Genomic DNA, 18,856 nt, shown 5'->3' with positions numbered 1-18,856 from the left:
AGGAACGCCTTCATCGTTTGAACGGGCGGTCGAGCTCCGCCATCGCAAAATACGCGCTCGCCTTCCTCAGGATCTCGTTCGCCTGCCGGAGCTCACGAACCTCCCGCTCCAGGGCCTTGATCCGCTCGCGCTCGTCCGTGGCCGGTCCGGCCCGAACGCCCCGGTCGCGCTCGGCTTGCCGAACCCAGTTCCTCAGCGTCTCGCCCAAGCAGCCGATCTTCGCGGCGATCGATTGCATCGCGGCCCAGGGCGAGCCGTACTCGCCCTGATGCTCATGAACCATCCTGACCGCCCGCTCGCGGACCTCAGGGGAGAAGGGTGGGATATGCATCGTCATGGCTCCAGTCTCTCAAGAGTTGGAGCCTCCGGAAATCCCGGGGCGGTTCAAAGTCGACGAGCGCTTTGAGCACGTCGATTGCGCCCAGCCGGTGAAGGATGCGGATTGTCTGTCCAGCGTCACGGAAGGGCGGCCTGTCCGTCACCCCGGCTTAAGGTGGAGGACGGATGGCGATGCTGGACGGCGCATCCAGGATGTCTGTCTGGAGCCCGACCCTGCTCTGGATCGGCGCTTATGCCAACGCGTTCGTGCCTTGAGATGGCAACGCGGTATACGTCCGTCAGCGCCCCTGTGCTGGGCGATACGATCAGTCTGATGTGTTCCACGCCGCTTCTGATATCGATATGCCCCTACGACTTCGAGGAGAGTGATCGAGGTAAAAGATCTATGGCAACGGAAATGAGCTTATAGAAACTCGCAGGTGTGTTAAGTAGCACTCCTTCACGAACGTGTAGATCCAACTGCATTTTCAGATTTCATAGCCGGTCGGACAGACCGTTGCACTTGCAGGCAATGGTTTCCGCACGTATGACGCGCGATTCACTGACCGATGCAGGAGCGGGATATGGATACGGAGAGAGACGCCTACCTTAGGGAGAAAGTGGCCGGCATCCTTGAGGATGTGCAGGCGTCGCATGTGGCGGCTGCGGAGGCCGCCGATGCGCAGGAGCCGGAAGCCCTCGCTCCCGGGACACCATTGATGCAGCCGGAGGAGGCCTTCCGCGCTTACATCGCGGACCTGTCCGGCGACTGAGATTTCGTGAAGCGTAGTACCGGTAACGGGTCGGCAAAGCCGACGAGATGCGCTTGCCGTCCCGGACCCCTCACGCAAGGGAACCGGAATCGGACGCGCCCGGGACATCGGCTTCGACCTGCCGATATCCCGGGCGCGACGGTCGTGGTCGGGCTTGAGCGACCGGGTCCGCCTCAGGCCTCCTCGTCGACGAGACACCGGCCGTCCCGGACGTACTCCACGCCCGATAGCGGGTCGAAAACGAGGGGCAGGGGATGGCCGGCCCGCGCGACCTTCCGGTAGGCCTCGCCACCGAGCGCGGCGATCGGGATCCCGAGATAGATCGAGGAACCGGACATCTCCAGACGGCCCGGCGACTTCGGCTTTTCGTTCCTCTCGTCCGTGATCCACAGGCTTTTCAGGCTCACATCCACACGTAGACCCTCGATCGTCGAGATCAGCCTGGGACTCGACTGGTTCAGGTACGGATACCTGTCAGGCAACCGCTCGGCGTATTCTCGGAGTACAGCGTCGTACTCGGGCCGGACGACCGCCCCCCGGCGACGCCACTGCGCACCGAACGAGATCTCACGTACGGTCGTCTGCGTCACGATCGTCCGCCGCGGCCCCACCGCCGCCAGCCACGCCAGGGCATCGGGATCCCTCCAGAAGGCCCGCGACCAGATCTCGGTCTCGACCAGCACGGGCGTCCGCCCGGGGTCGCCCCCGCCGGCCTCGCGCACCCAGTCCCTGTCAACGCTCTCTGCCATGGGTATCCTCGCCTTAGTCCTGAATTGGGTCCTGCGTTCGCAGTCCAGGACATACGTTCGATGTGCAGGACATACTAGGCGCCATAGACGTATCCCGGGCGAATGTCCAACCGGGGCCTGGGCGACGTTGCCGTGGTCCTGCGAGCGGTGTAACGGCACCATTTCTGGAGTGCCGGAATGGAAATCGAACGGTTGGACGAGCAGATCCTCCAGGGCGAGGCCGAGATCGAGAGACTCGGCCGTGCCCTGGAGGATCTGGAGCGGAGGCGGGACCTGCTGAAGGGTTTCGTGGACGGCTCGCGCCGGCTGCGCGACGACCTCGCGCGGGGCGGCTCGATCGGGGACGGGATCGCGGTGGGCACGGTGATCCCGCCGCCCGTGACGCGGAATTCCCCGTATCGGACCTATGCCGAGGCGAAGGGTGCACGATCGCGGCGCCGGGCGTACATGGCCGACGTGTTCACGGAGGCGTTGGGGATCCTCACGGACCATCCCGAGGGCCGGCCGATGACGGCGAGGGAGATCCACCGGCTGCACGGCCGGCGCCACGAACTGACGCCCAAGCAGCTCTACGTCATGATGTACAAGCGGGTGTCCCAGGGGAAACACCTACGTACGGTCGCGGGCCGGTTCTGGCCCATCGACCGGCCCGTGCCTCCAGGATGGGAGGGGGACGGACCGGATGGGGGCGCGCCCGCCGGTGATCAGGTCGACTGAACGTCGCCCCCCCTGGTCCCGAGCCTCATGGCGATCAGGCCACGGAACCCGTCCCCGTAGCGTCCGGGGTCGGCATCGCGCAGCTCGGCGAGCATCAGTGCGAGGGTGCCGTCGGCGGCGAGGCGACGGAGCCGGCCGTACCATGCGCCGTGGCGGCCGAAACGCTTGGGCAGGGACACCCAGGGCGCGTCGATCGAGCCGACATGGAGCAGGACCTCGGCGGCGAGGCGCCGTTCGACCTGCAGGCCCCGATGCGGCGCCCGGAAGAAGTCCGGCACGTCGAGGTGCCGGTCGACGATCTCGTATGCGGCCGCGCAAGGCGTCGCGGTTCCGGCCTCGACGCTCGCGAGGTCGTCGTCGGCCCGGGTCGTCTCGTCGTAACGAAGCCTTGGGTTCTTCGTTCGGCGGTAGATGCCCTCGATGACCAGGTGACCCACAGGCGGGCGGGTCGTGCCGCCGGCGTCGTAGAGGCTGGACATCCGGAGAGTGACGGAAAACCTGACATGGCCGCGTTCGATCGACAGCACGTCGACCCTTTGGACGACCTCGCGGATGGTCGCCGCCAGGCGCTGCCCCGCCTCGTCGACAGCGATGAACGGCCCCTGCCCGGACAGCATCCCGATCGACCCGGCCATCTCGGTCATGCGCCCCTCGTCGATCGTCGCCCAGGCGGGTGGGAGCGGCAGCACGGCGAGGGCCCGTTCGGCGACGCCGAGGTCGGTTTCGAGCCCGACCCGGATGCGCGCGAGCGTCTCGCTGGTGAACCCGATGGTGAGGGCGGTGTCGAAGGATTCCATCAGGCGCCGACGCATGTCGGCGACGCGCCGGCCGAGTTCCTTCCTCCGTTCGGCGTGGTCCCGGTCGCTTTCCGCCCTGGCCTCGTTGTAGGCCGCGAGGTATTCGACGGCGAGGTCACCGGCGACGAGGCGCCGACCGATCTCGCCAAGGACGGCGCCCTCGATCTCGTCGACGCGGACGCTGCCCCCGTGCGTGCAGGTGCGATTGCGCAGGAACCGGCCGCACCTGAACGAGGTGCGCCCGGTCCCTTGGTAGGTGACATGCATCGGGGTGCCGCATGCGGGGCAGTGCACGCGCCTGGCGAGCAGCAGCGGGGAGGCGCGGCCGCTCGGGGCCTGGATCGGCACCCTGCGCCGGGCGACGAAGCGTGCCTGCACGTCGGACCACACCTCCGACGTGACGATGCGGAGGTGGGGGACGGCGCGCACGATCCAGTCCTCCCTCGGCAGGAGGGTCCGGGTCTCCCGCCGGGTCTGGGGGTCCCTGGTGCTTGAATGCCGGCCGTACACCAGCGTCCCGATATAGATCGGGTTCTGAAGCACGAGCGTGATGGTCTTGTCCGACCACGCATGCCCGCCGTGCGGTGGGCTGATCGTGCGCTCGTTAAGGATCCAGGCGATCCTCCGGGTGGAGAGGCCTTCCTGGCACAGCTGGAAGATCAGCTTGACGATCTCGGCCTGTTGGGGATTGAGCGCCAGGACCCCGGGCTGTCCCACGATGCGGTCGTAGCCGTAGGCACGGCCGGCGGGCACGAGGCCCAGCCTGGCCATCTGCCTTCGGGCGAAGCTGGTCCGCTCCAGGAGCAGGCGTCGTCCCTGCTCGCCCATCAGTCCCTGGATCGCGATGTCCTGGATGGTCAGCCTGCCGCGCTTGGGATCGTGCATCTCGATCCCGAGGGCCTCAAGCCTCCTGAACACAGTGCTGAGGATGCTGAGGTCACGTGCCAGCCGGTCGACGTTCTCGACCACGAGCACGCCGAACTTTCGGTTCGCGGCGGCCTCCATCATGGCGTCCAGGCCCTCGCGCGACGCCGCCATCGAGGACCGGGCGCGATCGACGAAGGGGGCGACGGTCCTGAGCCCGATACGGGAGACGTACTCCTGCGAGAGCTCGACCTGGCGTTCGATCGAGGCGTCCTTCTGATTGGCGGTCGAGTACCGCGCGTAGATCCCCGCCATGTCCTTCGGCGCCACGAGGGCGATCGGGCGGACGGCGACCTGGTGTTCCCAGGAGGCAGGAAGGTCGTAGGCGTGGTCGTTGTTCTCGGGCTTGCGGTCGGTGTTCATGGGACGCTCCGTGTCGCTGCCGCGCGGCCGTGACGGCTCGTGCGCGGTCCGGCCCTTCAGGGCCAACCATTTCCGTGGATGGGATTGCGGATGACGGGCCGGGCGACGGGCGCGGGCTCCGGGACGGTGGCGCTGTTGGCTACCGCTGCGGAAGCCGGCGCGGCCCCATGCGATGGGGGACGCCGCCGGCCGGGGTTATCGACCGCCGGTCGTGCGTCGGGAGGGTTCGAACCCGTGATCTGGCGTATGGCACCGGCATGTCGGCGTCGGGGGTCCCTGCGTGTGCATCCAACATCCGGCCGCGCGGCGTTTCAGGTCAACCCCGCGTACCGGCGCCCCGTGGCGCGACCGCCGGACGACGGGGCCCGGCGCGGTCGTTTGTCCCCCGGCCGGGCGCCATCGGGTCCGGCGTCCCCATGATCCGGCCAGCCCCCGTCCGAGGGGCTGGCCCGGCGACGACGGGAGCCGAGGTCGACCGAGGCCTGGTATCGACCGAGCGCCCGCGCGAGCGCGACGAGCGGGTCCGCGATCGACGCTCCGAACTTGGGAGCGGGCGTTCCCCCGCCGCTTCCGGCGCGGGTGCCGCGTCGAAGGTCGGCGTCGAGGATTTCCCTTGATGCGTGGCCGTCGTTGTTCATGTCGCTGATCCTCGTTCGATGGGCGCGGGACCCCGTCGGTGTCCGGCGGGGTATCGGGCGATTGGTCCCGGACGATGCGCCGCGCCGGATACGCGACGTGACGGTTCGCCCCGTGTCAGGCACGGCGAGCAGGTGTCTTGCCGCCACGGTCACGGAGGAGAGCGGCGACGCGGGCGGGCGGGGGACCGGGGCGGCGCACGATGGTTCCCGGACGTTCGACCGATCGGTCACGCATGACGCCCCCTCCGGGTCAGGCGAGGCTTGCCGGCTGGCCTCGCGACGATGGCGGCGATCTCATCCCCGGAAAGCACCCGGGCCTCGACGAGTCGGTCCGCCAGGGCCTCGATGGTCGGCCGGTTTTCGCGGACGAGATCGCAGGCCTGAGCGTAGAGCCGCATGAGGTCGGCCTCGACCGTCCGGCGCAGGGCCGGGTCGGTGCGCAGGGCGTCCTCGGCGTGGCCGCCGCGGTAAGCGAGATGATCGCCGAGGCCGTACTCGGTGTGCAGCGACACCACGATCCCGGTCGCGCGGTCCAGGTCGGAGCCGCGAGCGCCGCCCGCCCCGGTGTGAGGTGCCCCGACGAGGGCGTCCATCGCGCGGCCGGCGAGGGCAACGACGGCGACGTGTTCCAGCTGGCTTCGCGTGAGGAACGCCCGCGGGGTCATGATCCCCCGCGCGGCCCCCTCGCTCGACCGGCGGTCCGCGATCGTGACGGTGGTCATCGTCGCGACGTGCAGCCGAACCGCACAGACGCAATGCGCGGCCTCGTGGCAGGCGATGGCGCGGATTTCCGCTGGGGTGCGCGTCTCGGCCGGTGCCACCTGCGCGACGAGGTCCGCGAGGACCATGCGCCGACCCTCGGCGCGGGCGAGCGAGCGCGCCCCCTTGATCCAGGAGGTGACCTCGGCACCTGTCGACCCGGCGCCGAGTTGGGCGACGCCCGACAGGTCCGCCCCGGGCAGGTCGATCCCGAGATGCTGCCGCATGATCCCCGCGAGGGCGGCGGTGTCTGGCCTCTCGATCCGGATCACCGGATAAAGCCGACCGGGCCGGATCAGGGCCGCGTCAAGCAGATTGACGTGGTTTGTTGCGCCAATGACAATAACCCTGGAGGTTATATCAGATGTCGTGGAGTCTAGACTTGCAAGAATCCCGTTCACGACGGGACTCCACCAATCTCTCGCGCGATTATCCATAGTAGCCCTGTTAGGAATACTGTCTATCTCGTCTAGGAACAGAATACTAGGAGCGATCGCGGAGGCTTGCGCGAGCTTTGCGTCCCATGCCTTCAGGACACCATCGAGATGTCCCGTAGACGACGTGAAGAGTTCGGAGACGCTCGCCGAGACGAGCGGCACCTTTGCCGTCTTGGCGATACTACGGATCAGGCTGCTCTTGCCGAGGCCAGGGTCAGAATACAGCGTGCAGTTCTTTGAGATCTGGGAAAACTCCAGCCGGCCGGCCCTCCATTCGTCGAGGTCGCGCACGAGGGCCTGCGCCCATTCCAGGGCGGCCCCGTAGCCGTTGAGGGTCGCAAGATCGGGAACGTCATCCCCGAGCGCATCGTCGCCGGCGAGTGCGCGGGCGGCAGCCTGAAGCCTAGCGATGCAGGAGGCCGGCGTGGTGCCCATCCTGATCGCCGCCGTGATGTCGTCGAACGAGAGACCGGCGGCGACCGAGGGCGGCAGCCGTCGCGCACGCTTGCCGGTCACCGCCCGGATCACGGATGAGATGACCCGGTTCGACGGCGCGCGGATGCGTACGACGAGGTCGGCGGCCTGGACGAGGGTGGCGGGCAGGTAGCGCGCCGGTGCCGGGCTGATGCCCGCGATGCGTGCGCCCCGTGACAGCACGGCGGAGACGTTGGAATTTCCTTCCGTGGGCCTTTCGGAGCGGGACGCGCCGTTCCTGACCATGACCTGCGCAAAGGGGCCGAGGTCGAGCAGGGCGAGCTCGATCCGGGCACCCCAATCGGGTGCCGGGACCTCGACCACGAGGGCGAGGCCTCCGTTCCCTTGGATGCGGCGCAGGCCCGCCGGGCCGAGCGCGTCGAGCAGGGCCGCGGCGGGTAGGGCGTCCCGGGCGTCCTGGCACCCGGTGAGGCCGGCCTGGACGTAGACGGTGTCGAAGTCGTCGGCCGGGTGGCGGTCCTCGCCATTGTGGAGGGCGTCCTGGGCGGCGACGCGCCGTGCGGAGTCGATGAGGGACATGATGGCTGCCTCCTTGGGCGAGGCAGCCGGCCGCGATCGCGGCGCCGGTCAGGCCTCGGGGGGTATGGGTGTCGTGCGGGAAGGGCGCGGCCGGACGGCGATGCCGACGGACCGAGCTGACCTGCTAACAGGCCGCGGAGCGCGTTTTCGCGTGACTGGATGACTGGTCATGGGGTGCCTCTGGGGCAGGGCCGCCCGAGCGTCAGCTACGAGGGCGGGATGGGGCACCGACCGTTGGTGGGTGCCTTGGACGCCCGATCGGGCGCTGCGGAATATCTACAGAATCGATGGAATCTCCGTCAAGACCAAAGTATACCCAACAGATACTTTCTTTAGCTCCGGTGGATAACCGAGATCTCGACAATTTAAAGCTGACTGGAACCTTTTCAGGAACTCCGCCATACCTTGGCTACTCCGCAGGTGGACATATCGGCGAGGCGGAAGGATCCCATCCGCTTGGCTCGCCGTTTGGACCCATCCGGATCGGCGGTATTGCCCCGGCGCCGGATCACCCGCGACGTCTTGCAGAACGGGACCACGGTGCCGCTCGGGGCCCGGGCGCGGGCAGAGGCGCCGGCGAGGCGTTCCGCCTCGGCGATCACCGTGTCGCCGAGGGCGACAAGCGCCTGATGCATGGCCCGACGATACGCGGCGACGCCGAGTTCGTCGCGCATGACGGCGGCTCTGTTTAGGAATTCCACCGCGAGGTGAAGGTCGTCGTGAGCGGTGATCATCGGTTTCCTCCGGTTTCGGTCGAGGGCGTGCGGGTTGTCGCGTCGTCTTGCGTTTGGGGGACGTTGATGACGAGATCCGGAATGAACCCGGTGTCCTCCTCGGCGTGGCCGCGCGGGTTGCAGACGATGCGGGTCTCGCACAGTCGATAGTCGGCGTGACGATGGATGTGGCCATGGATCCACAGTGCCGGCCGCCGGTCCTCGATCAGCTCCTCAAGGTCCGAGGCGTAGCACCAGTCGAGATGATCGGGCGGTCCAAGACTTCGGGGACTGGGTGCATGATGGGTCACGACGACGGTTCGCTCCGGTGGGAGCCGAACCGCGGCGGCTAGGTAAGGGCGGCTCGCCCGGTGCAGTCCCAGGACGTCCTCGGGCTCGATCCTGTGCCGGGAACTCGGGCCGGTTCGGATCCTCCGGAAATCGTTCATGCCGTCGCGGCCGCCGGCGGATCTCATCCCGTGGAGCAGGCTGAAGGCGCCGTGCCTGAAATCCGTCCAGAGCGTGCAGCCGACGAAATGGATGCCCGCCACCGTGACCGCATCGTCCATAAGGAGGTGGATGCCGAGGCGATCGGCAACCGCCCGTCCCCGGACGATCTGGTCGGCGAGGGTGTAACGGTCCTCGCTACGGTCCCACCAAAAATCATGGTTGCCCGGCACGTAGATGACCGGAACGCCGGGGAGGCGTTCGCCGATCCACTCCAGGGAACGCACGAGCGGCATATGGATGTCGCCTGCGATGACGACCGCGTCGAAGCCACCGGCCGGCGCGTTCGCGGCTGGATCCCAATTGTTGGTCGCATGCTCTTGATGCAGGTCGGAAAACGTATAGAGGCGCATCTCGCGACCCCCCGATGTCCACGGTTGCTAAAACTGTGGTGATGACGAAACCCGGGCATTCGCCTCGGTCGGCCTAGTAGGCCGGATGCACGCGCCAGCGGGCGCAGGCCCTTATGCGGCCCGCACGGCTTTCATTCGGGTACGGGCGGGCGCGTTCGTCATGACGTCCAGGTGGTCGCTTGTTCGCTTCTGATCAAGCGGAGGCTCGGAATCTGGTTAACGAATAGTTGAATGGGTCCTCTGGGCGTTATCGGTATGCGGGTCACTGACAAGGATGTCCCATCAATCTCCCAGATTTCTCTAACGCAGGCCCACCCATAATTCACCGCCAGGGGCCAGTGGTTGCGGTAGATGGTGGCGTTACCCGTTACCACTTACCCAGCATTCCAAAGGGGGGTGAACTTTATGCAGCGATGTCGGACGCTTCGAGGGGTCCATAACCAGGAGACAGTGGAATGACGCTATAAAATCCACCATCCAGGCTAAAAATTCCGAATTTTGTCCCATCTATACGCTGCTCTAGCTTGTTTGCGAGCGCTTTCCTATCCAGGGCTTGAAACGCTATTGCAGCAAAATCTTTGACGTCTTTGGGCACCTCAAGAAGCAGTTCACTAACACTCATTGGGCGCCCCAGTATCCAGATCCGCTTGGCAAGGTCACAGACCACCCGGTCCCAAAAGGCCTTTGCGGCGATCGCGGGCGCACCTGATTTTCGACGATAGCCGCTTCGGACAGGCTGGCGCGGGGAAAGTCCTTCCGCGACCGCAGGAGCTGGGGCTGGGGCTGGGGCTGGGGGAAGCAGCTCTGCGACTTGCTGTTGTAGGCTCCGATTATCGTCTGCCAGGGCCGCAAGCTGCCTTTCCAAACCCGTGACGATGCGTTGCATCTGTTCAAGTAGCCCGGCCGTAGTACCTTGGCCTTCCGTGACTGGGAATGCGGCGTGAGCACGGGCCTCGGCGACCTTCATCGCTGTGATGGTGAATGCCGCAATGGCCTTCTCCATCTCCTCGGGCAGGTCGAGCACTGCGAGGTGCCCTTTATAGCGCCGTCGCCTTTTCCAGTCCGAGAGCGGTTTTTGGATTTCCCGGTCTGAGGTGCCGTGGCCCTGCCGCTTGAGCAGTTCACCCTGGAGCGCCGAATAGGACACCAGCTTACCGTCGGTGACGAGCTGATCGGCAAGAGCGTCGAATTCGTGCTGAAGGATCATTTGAGCGGCTCGTCTGAACGCTTCCATCCTGTTGCCAAAGAATGAACAGGCCCTTCACGGACCAAGCCACCCGCGATTGCAACGCATTGGACTGCGCTTACCGACCGCTCTTGCCCGCCTGCCGCACTGGCTTGCCTGACAATGGCTACGACAGCGACGCCATCCGCCGGCAGATCCTGGGGATGGCGACCGCGCGTACTATCCCGCCGAACGGTCAACAGATACTGGGAACCGTGCTTCTTACCCATGTACTATAGCGGCTGCAACGCCACCGAGGGCAAGTTCGGGCGGCTCAAAGACTTCCGACACATCGCCGCCCGCTTAGATCGGCTCGCCCGCATCTACTTGGCAGCTGCCGTCAGTTACTTTTTATGAGCCCCAGGCGATCTTAGCAGTCCTCCTCAGCCGGATCAGTACACCCGCCAGTCGCATTCCATAGATAAACTGGACGTTTTTGATCAACGCATACGTCCCATCTCTTGCACACCTCTCCCTGTTTCCCGAGAGCAAAGGTTTGTACTTCTGGAGGCCTGAGATTTAGGCTGCCATATTTTTCATTGAATTGCTCTTGAGTAAGCGGAGTAACTATTTTATCAGCCATCGCGTCAATTTCCTATTGCGTCGTGCGTCGGATCGCGGATGCGACTTCCTGGCCAATTATTTTTGCGAAGTTATACTCTGCAACTATATTTGAAACTTCTGCGGGCTTGGATTTCGAGGCTGGTTTTGTAGGTCCAAGTGTTATTGTCAGGTCGTGGGTCTTTGTTCGTGACGCCGAAAAAAAATCGCCACCTTTATCGAAATTTACGCGAGTAAAAGTCCACATTGGGGAAATTCTAGATGAATAAGTTGCAACAAAGGTTAGCTCTTCGCTGAATACACTATATGGTGATGATATTGGTAGCTTGCTATGCTTTAAGCTTTCTTCGCTTACAGACCCAGGCACGGTAGCGATCCACGCTTTGTTGAAAATGAACTCTGCGATTTTTAAATCGCTTTGTATGAGAATTCCTTTTTCGTGGTCACAAGGCGGCGTTATTGGTCCCTCAGAGAGTAGATCCTTAAAAGAGTAGGAAAAAGCAATTGTCTCGGCTCGGGTCGTATGCGCAGATCCTGTCGCGGCGGCAGTCAAACTAAATGGCGAAAAAATTGGCGTGAGACCTACGCTTGGCCCCAAAGTTGATTGCTCGTCTACAGTTATCTTCAAATTGACAACGGCACCCCAGCTCTTAATCCACTGGATATTGTTCTCGTTCTTAAAAAAAGCTAATGTATTCTGCACGCCATAGTGCAACTCGCACTTGATGTTATTAATTATGAGATTCTCAAAATCCTTTTCGCTGTAACGCCGACCGTCTATCTCTGATTCGTATGGTTCCTGCATGTTAGGAACGGCGAGACCGCATGAAGCCAAAACAGGCGCCGCAACAAATAGCACCAATAATCGGATATGGGTACGAATCATATTATTCTCCATATACAACCAACGGCGCCCCCCCTAATTTGTGAAGACCAATTTTCAATACGTCACCATAATTCTACTAGTTCGCTCTGTGAATTGGTGATACTAGTTGCAGTTGTGCAACACAGGTCTTTTCGCTGCGTGACGGTCAGCCGCGTCTCGGCGACACATCGAATACCGATAGAATGCGTCGTCGGCGCCGAGCGCGGCCTCCGTCAGTCCTCCTTACTGGTCCGGACGCACGCTTACGTTGCCTACCTTCCGCTCACTACCCGGGCTCGGCTTCCTGACAATGCTCCCCGGCCTTGACCTCACCCACCTTCACACGCTGGCGCGTCGTTCCGCCTTGTGCCGAGATCCTCGCGTTCATCCTCTTGAGACGCGCCCGCTCGGTCTCGGGCTTCACGCCACGTTGCTTGGCCCGGCGGCGGACGAGCTCGGCCTTGAGCTCCTCGCGCGGTAGCAGCACCGCCGCGGCCGCGGCCGGTTCGAGCAGTCGCTCCCACGCCTCCATCACGGGTCGCTTGAAACCGAGCATCTCCGCCTCGGTGTAGCGCCGTGTCGTGCCGTTGGTCTTCCTGACACCGACCTCGTCGTCGGCATGGTCGAGGACGTGGCCGACGAGGGCGATGTGGATCCCCGCGATATCCTGGACCGAGGACGAGATCACGCGGCGCATGTCATGCGGCGAACTCATCGAGCCTGGGATTGTCGTCATGGTGTGCGTGAGCGTGTCCCCGGCGATGTGGTTCATGACCTTGGGCCGCCCGGCCTTGGCAGGCCGCTGCTGGGGAAAGGCCCATGGCGTCGACCCGTCGTATTCGAGCCTGTGCCATGTCAGGTAGGCGGTCACGACCCGCCAGCATGCCGGTGGCAGCGGGATGACGTGCGGCTTGCCGGTCTGGTTCGCGCGCGGCGTCTTGCGGTGCCGGCAACGCCACAGACCCCATCCCGGCTCCTCTTCCCAAGATTCGAAGTCATCCACCCCAGCGGTCACGATCGAGAGGCGCCGTTGCCCGGTCCACACCGCCAGGTGCACGCTCGCCGCGACCGCCGGGTTGAGGACGCCGGAAGCCCTGGAGGTCGCGAGGATCAGGCCTGCCTCCGCCAGCGAGGGAAAGTGCTGCCGTCCCTTCACGCCCGAGAGCTTCGGGGCGCGGACGCGGTCCATGATGCCCTCGCGGACGCCGGAGCGCCGCTCCTGGGCGGGCTCGGCGAGCCAACGGAAAAGGCGCTTCATGTTCCGTGAGACATCGTTAGCCTGACTGCGCTTACCCTCCGTCACGAGGCCTTCGACCGCCATGGCGAGATCGGCCGCCTCAAGGCGCGCCACGTGGCGCTCATCGAACGGCAGGAGCGCCGGGCAGGTCAGGACCTTGCTGTAGTTCTGGATGGTTGCGGGCGCCAGATTCTTCGCCGCCTCCTCGGCCTTGAGCCAGTCGACGTAGGCGGCCCGAGCCTCTGCATAGGTCCAGGTCGTCGCGGCAGGCTGCTTCGCCATGACCTCCGGCACGTAGGGGATCGTCGCGTCACCGTGACCCTTCTTGCGCGCGTCGGCGGCCAAGAGCGCCTGTCGGTGGAGCTCGATCCACTCGTCCGTCGGGGGGCCGTTGCCGGTCGAGACATGGCGCACGATGGCGCCGCAGACCGTCCGGGCATGGGCGAGGCCCCAGGCATCGATCCGCCCGATCCGAACCCGGAATTCCCGTCCCTGGTATTGGACCCGCGCGAAATAGGTCGCCCCACGCGGCTGAATCCTTACGCGCAACCCCCGCTGGATCGTGTCGGAGAACTCCGTGCTGAACTTGATCTTCACATCCCGGATCAAGCCGGACAGGCTCTCGATGAAGGCGACCGTTAGTTCCTGCTTGCGATCCTTCGGCACCACTGGCGCGGGGACGTCGAGCTGCCATGCAACGTCAGACCAGATTTCCCCCGGTAGCCGGGGTCGTTCCTTCCGCTTGCCGCCCATTGAAAACCGTCCGAGTTATCCATTCCAAACGGCTCATAACTCGGACGGTATTCGGACGGCCATCGATTTCGCTCGCTTGGACGTGGTTAATCCCGCACGATCCACCGGAAATGCTGATTGCCCGTCAATGGGTTGGGCATTTCGGCCTTCCGTGAAGAGGGAAAGTGCTTGGTGGCGGAAAGGCTTGACCCGGGCCCGGACCCGTGGTTTTTGCGGCTCTGGCACCCCCAGACTCCGTAGCTCAGCTGGATAGAGCAGCCGCCTTCTAAGCGGCAGGTCGTTGGTTCGAGCCCAACCGGGGTCGCCAGTTTCTGCCGCACCAACTCTTCGAATCTCGGAGTGTTTCGATACCGCCGACCCGGACCCCCGGCGTTCGCCCGTCGCTCAGGCGGATCCGACCCGGTACTGGCGCGGCGGGGCCGTGCCGTTCACCGCGAAGTCGCCGACCGTGCGGTCGCGGTAGATCCGGGGATTGTGCGAGGCGATGGTGCGGGCGTTGCGCCAATGCCGATCCAGGCCATGGCCACCCTTCACCGCCGAAGCGCCGAGGGCGTCGAACAGCGTCGTGGTGGCTTCCAGCACGAGGTTGGTGACCACGCTGACGGCCTGGTTGACCTCGACATCCGCGATGGCCGCAGTGGCCTCGGCGGATCGACCGGTGCGATGCACCGCATAGGTCCGTTCCAGGGACTCGGCCGCCTTGAGGACGATGGCGCCGGCGGCGTAGGCCGCGCCGCGCACGCGACCAACCACCTGCTGCACCTGAGGGTCGTCGCCCGAACGGCTGCCGTTGCCGTGGCTGTAGACGCGCTGGCGCTCCGCCACGAGACGCGTGACGTCGAGGGCCGCCGAGCGACCGATCCCCGCGAGGGTCGCGAGATGGACGAGTTGGAAGAACGCCATGGCGTAGGGGAAGCGTTCCGGATCGGGCTTGATCAGCTCCGGCCCGAGGCCGACGTTCGTGAACACCGCCGTGCCGCTGGCCGTCAGCGCCTGTCCGAACCCGTCCCAGTCGTCGAGGATCTCGACGCCGGGTGCGTGCACGGGGACCGCCGCCACCATGGCGACGCCGGCCTCGTCCTGCGCCGAGACGTGGATCCAGTCGGCGAAGAGCGAGCCGGTGGTGTAGAACTTCCGGCCGTCGAGGCGCCATTGCGCTCCGTCCGGCCGCAACACCGTGTCGAACTGCCCGACCTTGGCCTCGCCGGTCTCGGAGACGCCGCTGCCCACGGTCTCGCGGTCACCGATCCGGCCGATCCAACGGGCCCGCCACGCATCCGACGACGAGCACAGCATGTCCTCGGTGAAGCCAAAATGCGCCCGCAGGGCGTTGGTCACGTTGGGATCGGCCTGAGACAGCTCGATGAGCAGATTGAACAGCTCGGGCAGACTCGCGTCGAAACCACCCGCGTCGCGTGCCAGCCGGAGGGTGGTGAAGCCGGCCTGCTTCAGCCAGCCGATCTCCTCATGGGGCAGCGTACGCTCCCGGTCGCGGGTCACGGCGGTGGCGCGGATCCGCGCGAACACCGGCCGGAAGCCCGCGGCGAGATCCTCGTAACGTGCGCTCGGCCCCGCGCCCCATCCCGCATCTGTTTGTACCATCGATCGTTCCCATCCCGGCGAAGGCGCGGAATCGAGGGCACCCGGCAAGGCTCTGCCCAACCCGATGTCACGCCGCATCGCCTTGGAGTCGGCAATCCGCAGGGTCGAAGCAAGTCTCAAATAGCAGGATCATCGTATTTGAAAGATGACTGTCAGTCTTGGTGTCTACAGAGACCAGCTGTTTCCAAGTGGGGTATCGCGTGAAAGATCATGCTCCGGCGTTCTGCGACGGCCGGGCGGATCCCCGGGCCGTTCAGCGCAGGCGCGGTAGGATCGTCTCGGCGAACCGGCGCATCTCCGCCTCGAACGGTTGGAACTGGAGCATGAACAGGTCGATGCCGGCTGCGTGAAAGGCGGACAGGCGTTCCGCGATCCGACCGTAGCTGCCCACCAGCCCCGCGGCGGTGCCACCGTTGGTGCCGACATGGCGGACGGGTCCGTCGGGCTGGGCGAGACCGGGCTTGGCGAACATCACGGCGGCCGGGTCCGTCCGCGCGCGGGTGTCGGCCCGGATGGCGGCGTCGCGTTCGGCGAGTGCGATGAGCCGCGCATGCTCGGCCTCGGCCTCGTCGTCCGTGTCGCGGGCGATGACGAAAGCCGAGAGGCCGTAGCGCAGGGGACCATTGGCGGCCGGGCGCCGGGCGACGTCAGCGATCAGCGCCGCGACCTCTTCCAGGGGCTGGCCGTTGATGAACCAGACATCGCCGTGATCGGCCACCAGGGCGCGGGCCGGTTCGGATTCCCCGCCGACATAAAGGGTCGGCCGGCGGCCGCCGGTGCCGGCGGGCCGCAACTGGTAATCCTCCACCCTGAAATGTTCGCCCGTGAACCGGACCCGTTCGCCCCGCATGAGCCGGTCGACGAGGCCGATCCATTCCCGGCCATAGGCGTAGCGTGCGTCGTGAGCCGGAAACGGCAGGCCGGCCCGCTCGAACTCGGCCTTGTTCCAAGCATTGACGAGGTTGAGCGCGAAGCGTCCCTCGCTGATCCGGTCGATGCCCAGCGCCGCCTTCGCGAGTACCACCGGATGGACGAGGCCCGGCTTGATCGCCGCGATGATCTCGATCCGGTGCGTCAGGGCGGCCAGCGCCGCCGATGCGCTCCAGGCATCGAGTTGGTCGCGCGCCTCGTCGTAGGGGTTCATGGTGTGCTGGGCGACGAGCACGGAATCGAATCCGAGGGTTTCGGCCTCCAGCACCAGGGCGCGGGTGCGTGCCCAGCTCGCGTCGTCGGGCTCGTCGGGATCGTGGTGGGCGGCGCGCGATCCGTGCACGGGCGCCCAGACGCCGAAGCGTGGGGAAGCGGCGGCCATGCTCAACCCCGGCTCGCGGCGGGTCGCCAGATCCGCACCGCGGTGGCGTCGATCTTCCGGGGGATCAGGCCGGCCTCTTGGAAGGTGTCGGCGATGGTCTGCTGCTCGGACAGGGCGGCCTTCTCCACGGGCTGGATGGCGTAGCTGCGCCGTTCGTTGACCGTGGCGACGATGTCGGGCGGCAGGTCGCCCCAGACGGGGCCGAGAAGCGCGACGGCGTCCTTCGGGTTGGCCTTGACCCATCGCCCGGCCTCCACGAGGGCATCGAACACGATTCCCACCACCTCCGGGTGCGCGGCGGCGAAGCTGTCGTTGACGAGAAAGTAGCGGTTGTAGCTCGACAGGCCGGTCGCGTCGGCAAGCACCCGTACGGGGCGTTTGGCCTGGGCGATGGCGAGGAACGGGTCCCAGATCGCCCAGGCGTCGAGGCTGCCCCGGGCGAACGCGGCGGCCCCGTCGGGCGCCTCGAGATAGGCCGGCGTGATGTCGGAGAACCGCAGGCCTTCGCGCTTGAGGGCGGCGGCGAGGATGAAGTGGCAGCCCGAGCCGCGCGAGACGCCCACCGTCTTGCCCTTGAGGTCCGCCACCGAGCGGATCGGGGATTCATCGGGCACGATGATCGCCTCGGCGCGGGGCGAGCCCGCCTCCATGGCGTAGAAGGTCAGGGGCGCGCCAGCCGATTGCGTGAAAACCGGAATCGCGTCGGCGACATCGGCGTGGAGGTCGACGGCGCCGCTGTTCATGGGCTCGATCACGCCGGTGAACTGGTGCCAACTCGGCGCAAAACCCTTCGCGGCCAGGCGCTCGACCAGGGTGCCCTTGAGCTTGAGCACGGTCAGCAGGGTCGATGAGCGCTGGAAGCTGAGGCGGACCGGCTTGTCTGCGCCGAGCGCCGGGCGTCCACCCGTGGGACCGAGGGCCAGGGCGGCTCCGGCGCCGCCGAGGAGGCCGCGCCGCGTCCAGGGGGCGGAAGTTGTCATGGATCGTATCCTTGGGCTCGTTCCCGGAGCGTTTGCCCGGAGGACGGAGGTTGGCTATCGGACGGGACGGAGCCGTTGCGGCCGCGGCGCGGGGCCCTTGGGAAGCGGGCCCGCGGCGATCGAACGCCCGAAGGTGTGGTGGCCGAGGAGGGCCGCGGCGCCGGCCAGCAGGGCCGGGTCCGGAGGTGCCTCAGCAGAACCGGACGGATCCGGCAGCATCGCGTGCAGGATGCGGATGAGGCGTCCGGTCATGCCGCCCCCGTCGGCAGCAGGTCGCCGTAATGGCGCGCGGCCACATCCGGGTGCGAGCGCAGACGGCCCTTGAGGGTGTTGCGGCCGACCTCGTGGAAGAGCGGGTTGTCGGGATCGCCCACTGGGCCCCGTGCCTTGTCCGCGAGGGAAGGCGGAAGAGTCAGGAGCGGCACGACGGCGTCGTGACGTGCGCCGAGGAAGAACGCCACGGAGAGCCGGTCGCGCCCGGCCGGTGGCGTCACCACCCGGTGTACCGTGGCGCGCAGGTAACCGTCGGAGGCGAGCTCCAGCAGCTCGCCGACATTGACGACGAACCGGCCCTCCCGCGGCTCCACGGAAATCCAGCCCTCCGGCCCTTCGACCTCGAGCCCGCTCTGCCCGTCCTGAACCAGGAGGGTGAGGAGCCCGCTGTCCTTGTGGGCGCCCACGCCCTGGTCGCCCTCGGTGCCGTCGCGGCCGGGGTAGCGGATGATCTTGATGTGCTGGTTCGGGGCGCCGGCGTAGATCGGCTCGAACGCGTCCTCGGGTTGGCCCAGCGCCTCGGCGAAGGCGCGCAGAACCCGGATGCCGACCCGCGTCACCGCCTCCTGCCAGCGCAGCAGGCCGACCCGCAGCTCCGGCAGGCCGGCGGGCCAGAGGTTGGGGCCCTGAAGCCGCGTCCAGGCCGGATCGCCCGCACGCCGCGGCAGGGCGGGACGCTCGGCGCCGATGTCGAACTGCTCGCGCCAATCCGGGGTGCCGCGGGTGATCTCGCGCCCGGCTTCCGTGTAGCCGCGAAAGTGCGGCGAGCGGATCATGGCCACCGCCCGCTTCTCGGAAAGCGACAGGGCGAAGAAGCGTCGCGCCAGGGCCTGGGTCTCGGCAATCTGCGCCGGGGAAATGCCATGCCCGGACAGGGTGAAGAAGCCGACGTCCCGGGCCGCCTGCCGCAGGGCGGCGAGGAAGGCCGCCCGTTCGGACGGTCCTTCGTCGAGGCGGCGCAGGTCGAAGTCTGGAACTCCGGCCAC

Annotated in this window: 14 protein-coding genes, 1 tRNA gene and 2 pseudogenes; 4 read left to right on the top strand and 13 right to left on the bottom strand. The window is 66.1% G+C overall.

The annotated features are described in order from the left end of the window. Window positions 1–337 (bottom strand): annotated as a pseudogene (locus tag ASF27_RS05740) (transposase); the annotation flags it as partial. Between the two features lie 550 nt (window positions 338–887). On the opposite strand from ASF27_RS05740, the gene ASF27_RS05735 reads away from it, so the two are divergent. Continuing rightward, window positions 888–1,091, top strand: a complete 204-nt coding sequence (locus ASF27_RS05735; RefSeq protein WP_056358437.1) for a hypothetical protein — start codon at window positions 888–890, stop codon at window positions 1,089–1,091. Between the two features lie 173 nt (window positions 1,092–1,264). Here the strand turns inward: ASF27_RS05735 and ASF27_RS05730 are convergent, their stop codons facing one another. Further along, a complete protein-coding gene (locus tag ASF27_RS05730; RefSeq protein ID WP_056358434.1) occupies window positions 1,265–1,840 on the bottom strand; it encodes a hypothetical protein in 576 nt (191 codons plus the stop codon). 177 nt (window positions 1,841–2,017) lie between these two features. Here ASF27_RS05730 and ASF27_RS05725 point away from each other — a divergent pair, with 177 nt between their 5' ends. After that, window positions 2,018–2,557 carry a hypothetical protein gene (locus tag ASF27_RS05725; RefSeq protein WP_056358431.1) on the top strand — a complete coding sequence of 180 codons (540 nt, stop codon included), beginning with the start codon at window positions 2,018–2,020 and terminating at the stop codon, window positions 2,555–2,557. On the opposite strand, the gene ASF27_RS05720 is transcribed toward ASF27_RS05725, so the two are convergent. The 5 genes from ASF27_RS05720 to ASF27_RS22100 all read right to left on the bottom strand — a co-directional run bounded on the left by ASF27_RS05720 (window position 2,545) and on the right by ASF27_RS22100 (window position 10,269). Next, window positions 2,545–4,641 carry a recombinase family protein gene (locus tag ASF27_RS05720; protein WP_156467461.1) on the bottom strand — a complete coding sequence of 699 codons (2,097 nt, stop codon included), beginning with the start codon at window positions 4,639–4,641 and terminating at the stop codon, window positions 2,545–2,547. The genes ASF27_RS05725 and ASF27_RS05720 overlap by 13 nt on opposite strands. A gap of 865 nt (window positions 4,642–5,506) precedes the next feature. Then, window positions 5,507–7,489, bottom strand: coding sequence for an AAA family ATPase (locus ASF27_RS05715; RefSeq protein ID WP_056358426.1), 1,983 nt, complete (start codon window positions 7,487–7,489; stop codon window positions 5,507–5,509). Between the two features lie 386 nt (window positions 7,490–7,875). Then, complete coding sequence (locus ASF27_RS05710) at window positions 7,876–8,163, bottom strand: hypothetical protein (protein ID WP_156467460.1); 288 nt, start codon at window positions 8,161–8,163, stop codon at window positions 7,876–7,878. 56 nt (window positions 8,164–8,219) lie between these two features. Further along, entirely contained in the window at window positions 8,220–9,062 is an 843-nt protein-coding gene (locus ASF27_RS05705) for a metallophosphoesterase (protein WP_082478839.1), read from the bottom strand. 403 nt (window positions 9,063–9,465) lie between these two features. Continuing rightward, window positions 9,466–10,269, bottom strand: coding sequence for a hypothetical protein (locus tag ASF27_RS22100; RefSeq protein ID WP_156467459.1), 804 nt, complete (start codon window positions 10,267–10,269; stop codon window positions 9,466–9,468). A gap of 113 nt (window positions 10,270–10,382) precedes the next feature. Between ASF27_RS22100 and ASF27_RS23010 the strand changes: the two are divergent. Continuing rightward, a pseudogene (locus tag ASF27_RS23010) lies at window positions 10,383–10,644 on the top strand (IS5/IS1182 family transposase); the annotation flags it as partial. Between the two features lie 238 nt (window positions 10,645–10,882). Here ASF27_RS23010 and ASF27_RS22095 read toward each other — a convergent pair. Together ASF27_RS22095 and ASF27_RS05695 are read right to left on the bottom strand one after the other, a co-directional pair. Beyond that, entirely contained in the window at window positions 10,883–11,734 is an 852-nt protein-coding gene (locus ASF27_RS22095) for a hypothetical protein (protein ID WP_156467458.1), read from the bottom strand. Between the two features lie 265 nt (window positions 11,735–11,999). Continuing rightward, on the bottom strand, window positions 12,000–13,703 hold the full coding sequence (locus ASF27_RS05695) for an integrase family protein (protein ID WP_156467457.1): 1,704 nt from the start codon (window positions 13,701–13,703) through the stop codon (window positions 12,000–12,002). A gap of 230 nt (window positions 13,704–13,933) precedes the next feature. Here ASF27_RS05695 and ASF27_RS05690 point away from each other — a divergent pair. After that, window positions 13,934–14,010 (top strand) — tRNA-Arg (locus ASF27_RS05690). A 77-nt stretch (window positions 14,011–14,087) separates the two neighbouring features. Here the strand turns inward: ASF27_RS05690 and ASF27_RS05685 are convergent. The 4 genes from ASF27_RS05685 to ASF27_RS05665 form a co-directional block, all read right to left on the bottom strand. Continuing rightward, entirely contained in the window at window positions 14,088–15,305 is a 1,218-nt protein-coding gene (locus ASF27_RS05685) for a monooxygenase (RefSeq protein WP_056358417.1), read from the bottom strand. A 253-nt stretch (window positions 15,306–15,558) separates the two neighbouring features. After that, the gene (locus tag ASF27_RS05680; protein WP_056267404.1) at window positions 15,559–16,617 is read right to left on the bottom strand and encodes an LLM class flavin-dependent oxidoreductase; all 1,059 of its coding nucleotides are present in this window, start codon (window positions 16,615–16,617) and stop codon (window positions 15,559–15,561) included. Between the two features lie 2 nt (window positions 16,618–16,619). Further along, window positions 16,620–17,597, bottom strand: a complete 978-nt coding sequence (locus ASF27_RS05675) for an aliphatic sulfonate ABC transporter substrate-binding protein (RefSeq protein ID WP_056358415.1) — start codon at window positions 17,595–17,597, stop codon at window positions 16,620–16,622. Window positions 17,598–17,845: 248 nt separating this feature from the next. Beyond that, window positions 17,846–18,856 (bottom strand): 2-oxoglutarate and iron-dependent oxygenase domain-containing protein, encoded by a 1,011-nt coding sequence (locus ASF27_RS05665; protein WP_056167219.1) that lies wholly within the window; start codon window positions 18,854–18,856, stop codon window positions 17,846–17,848.

The sequence above is a fragment of the Methylobacterium sp. Leaf102 genome, assembly GCF_001422425.1.
GTDB lineage: Bacteria > Pseudomonadota > Alphaproteobacteria > Rhizobiales > Beijerinckiaceae > Methylobacterium.
Note: the sequence above shows the minus strand (reverse complement) of the source record. Positions and strands in the feature narration are given on the sequence as shown.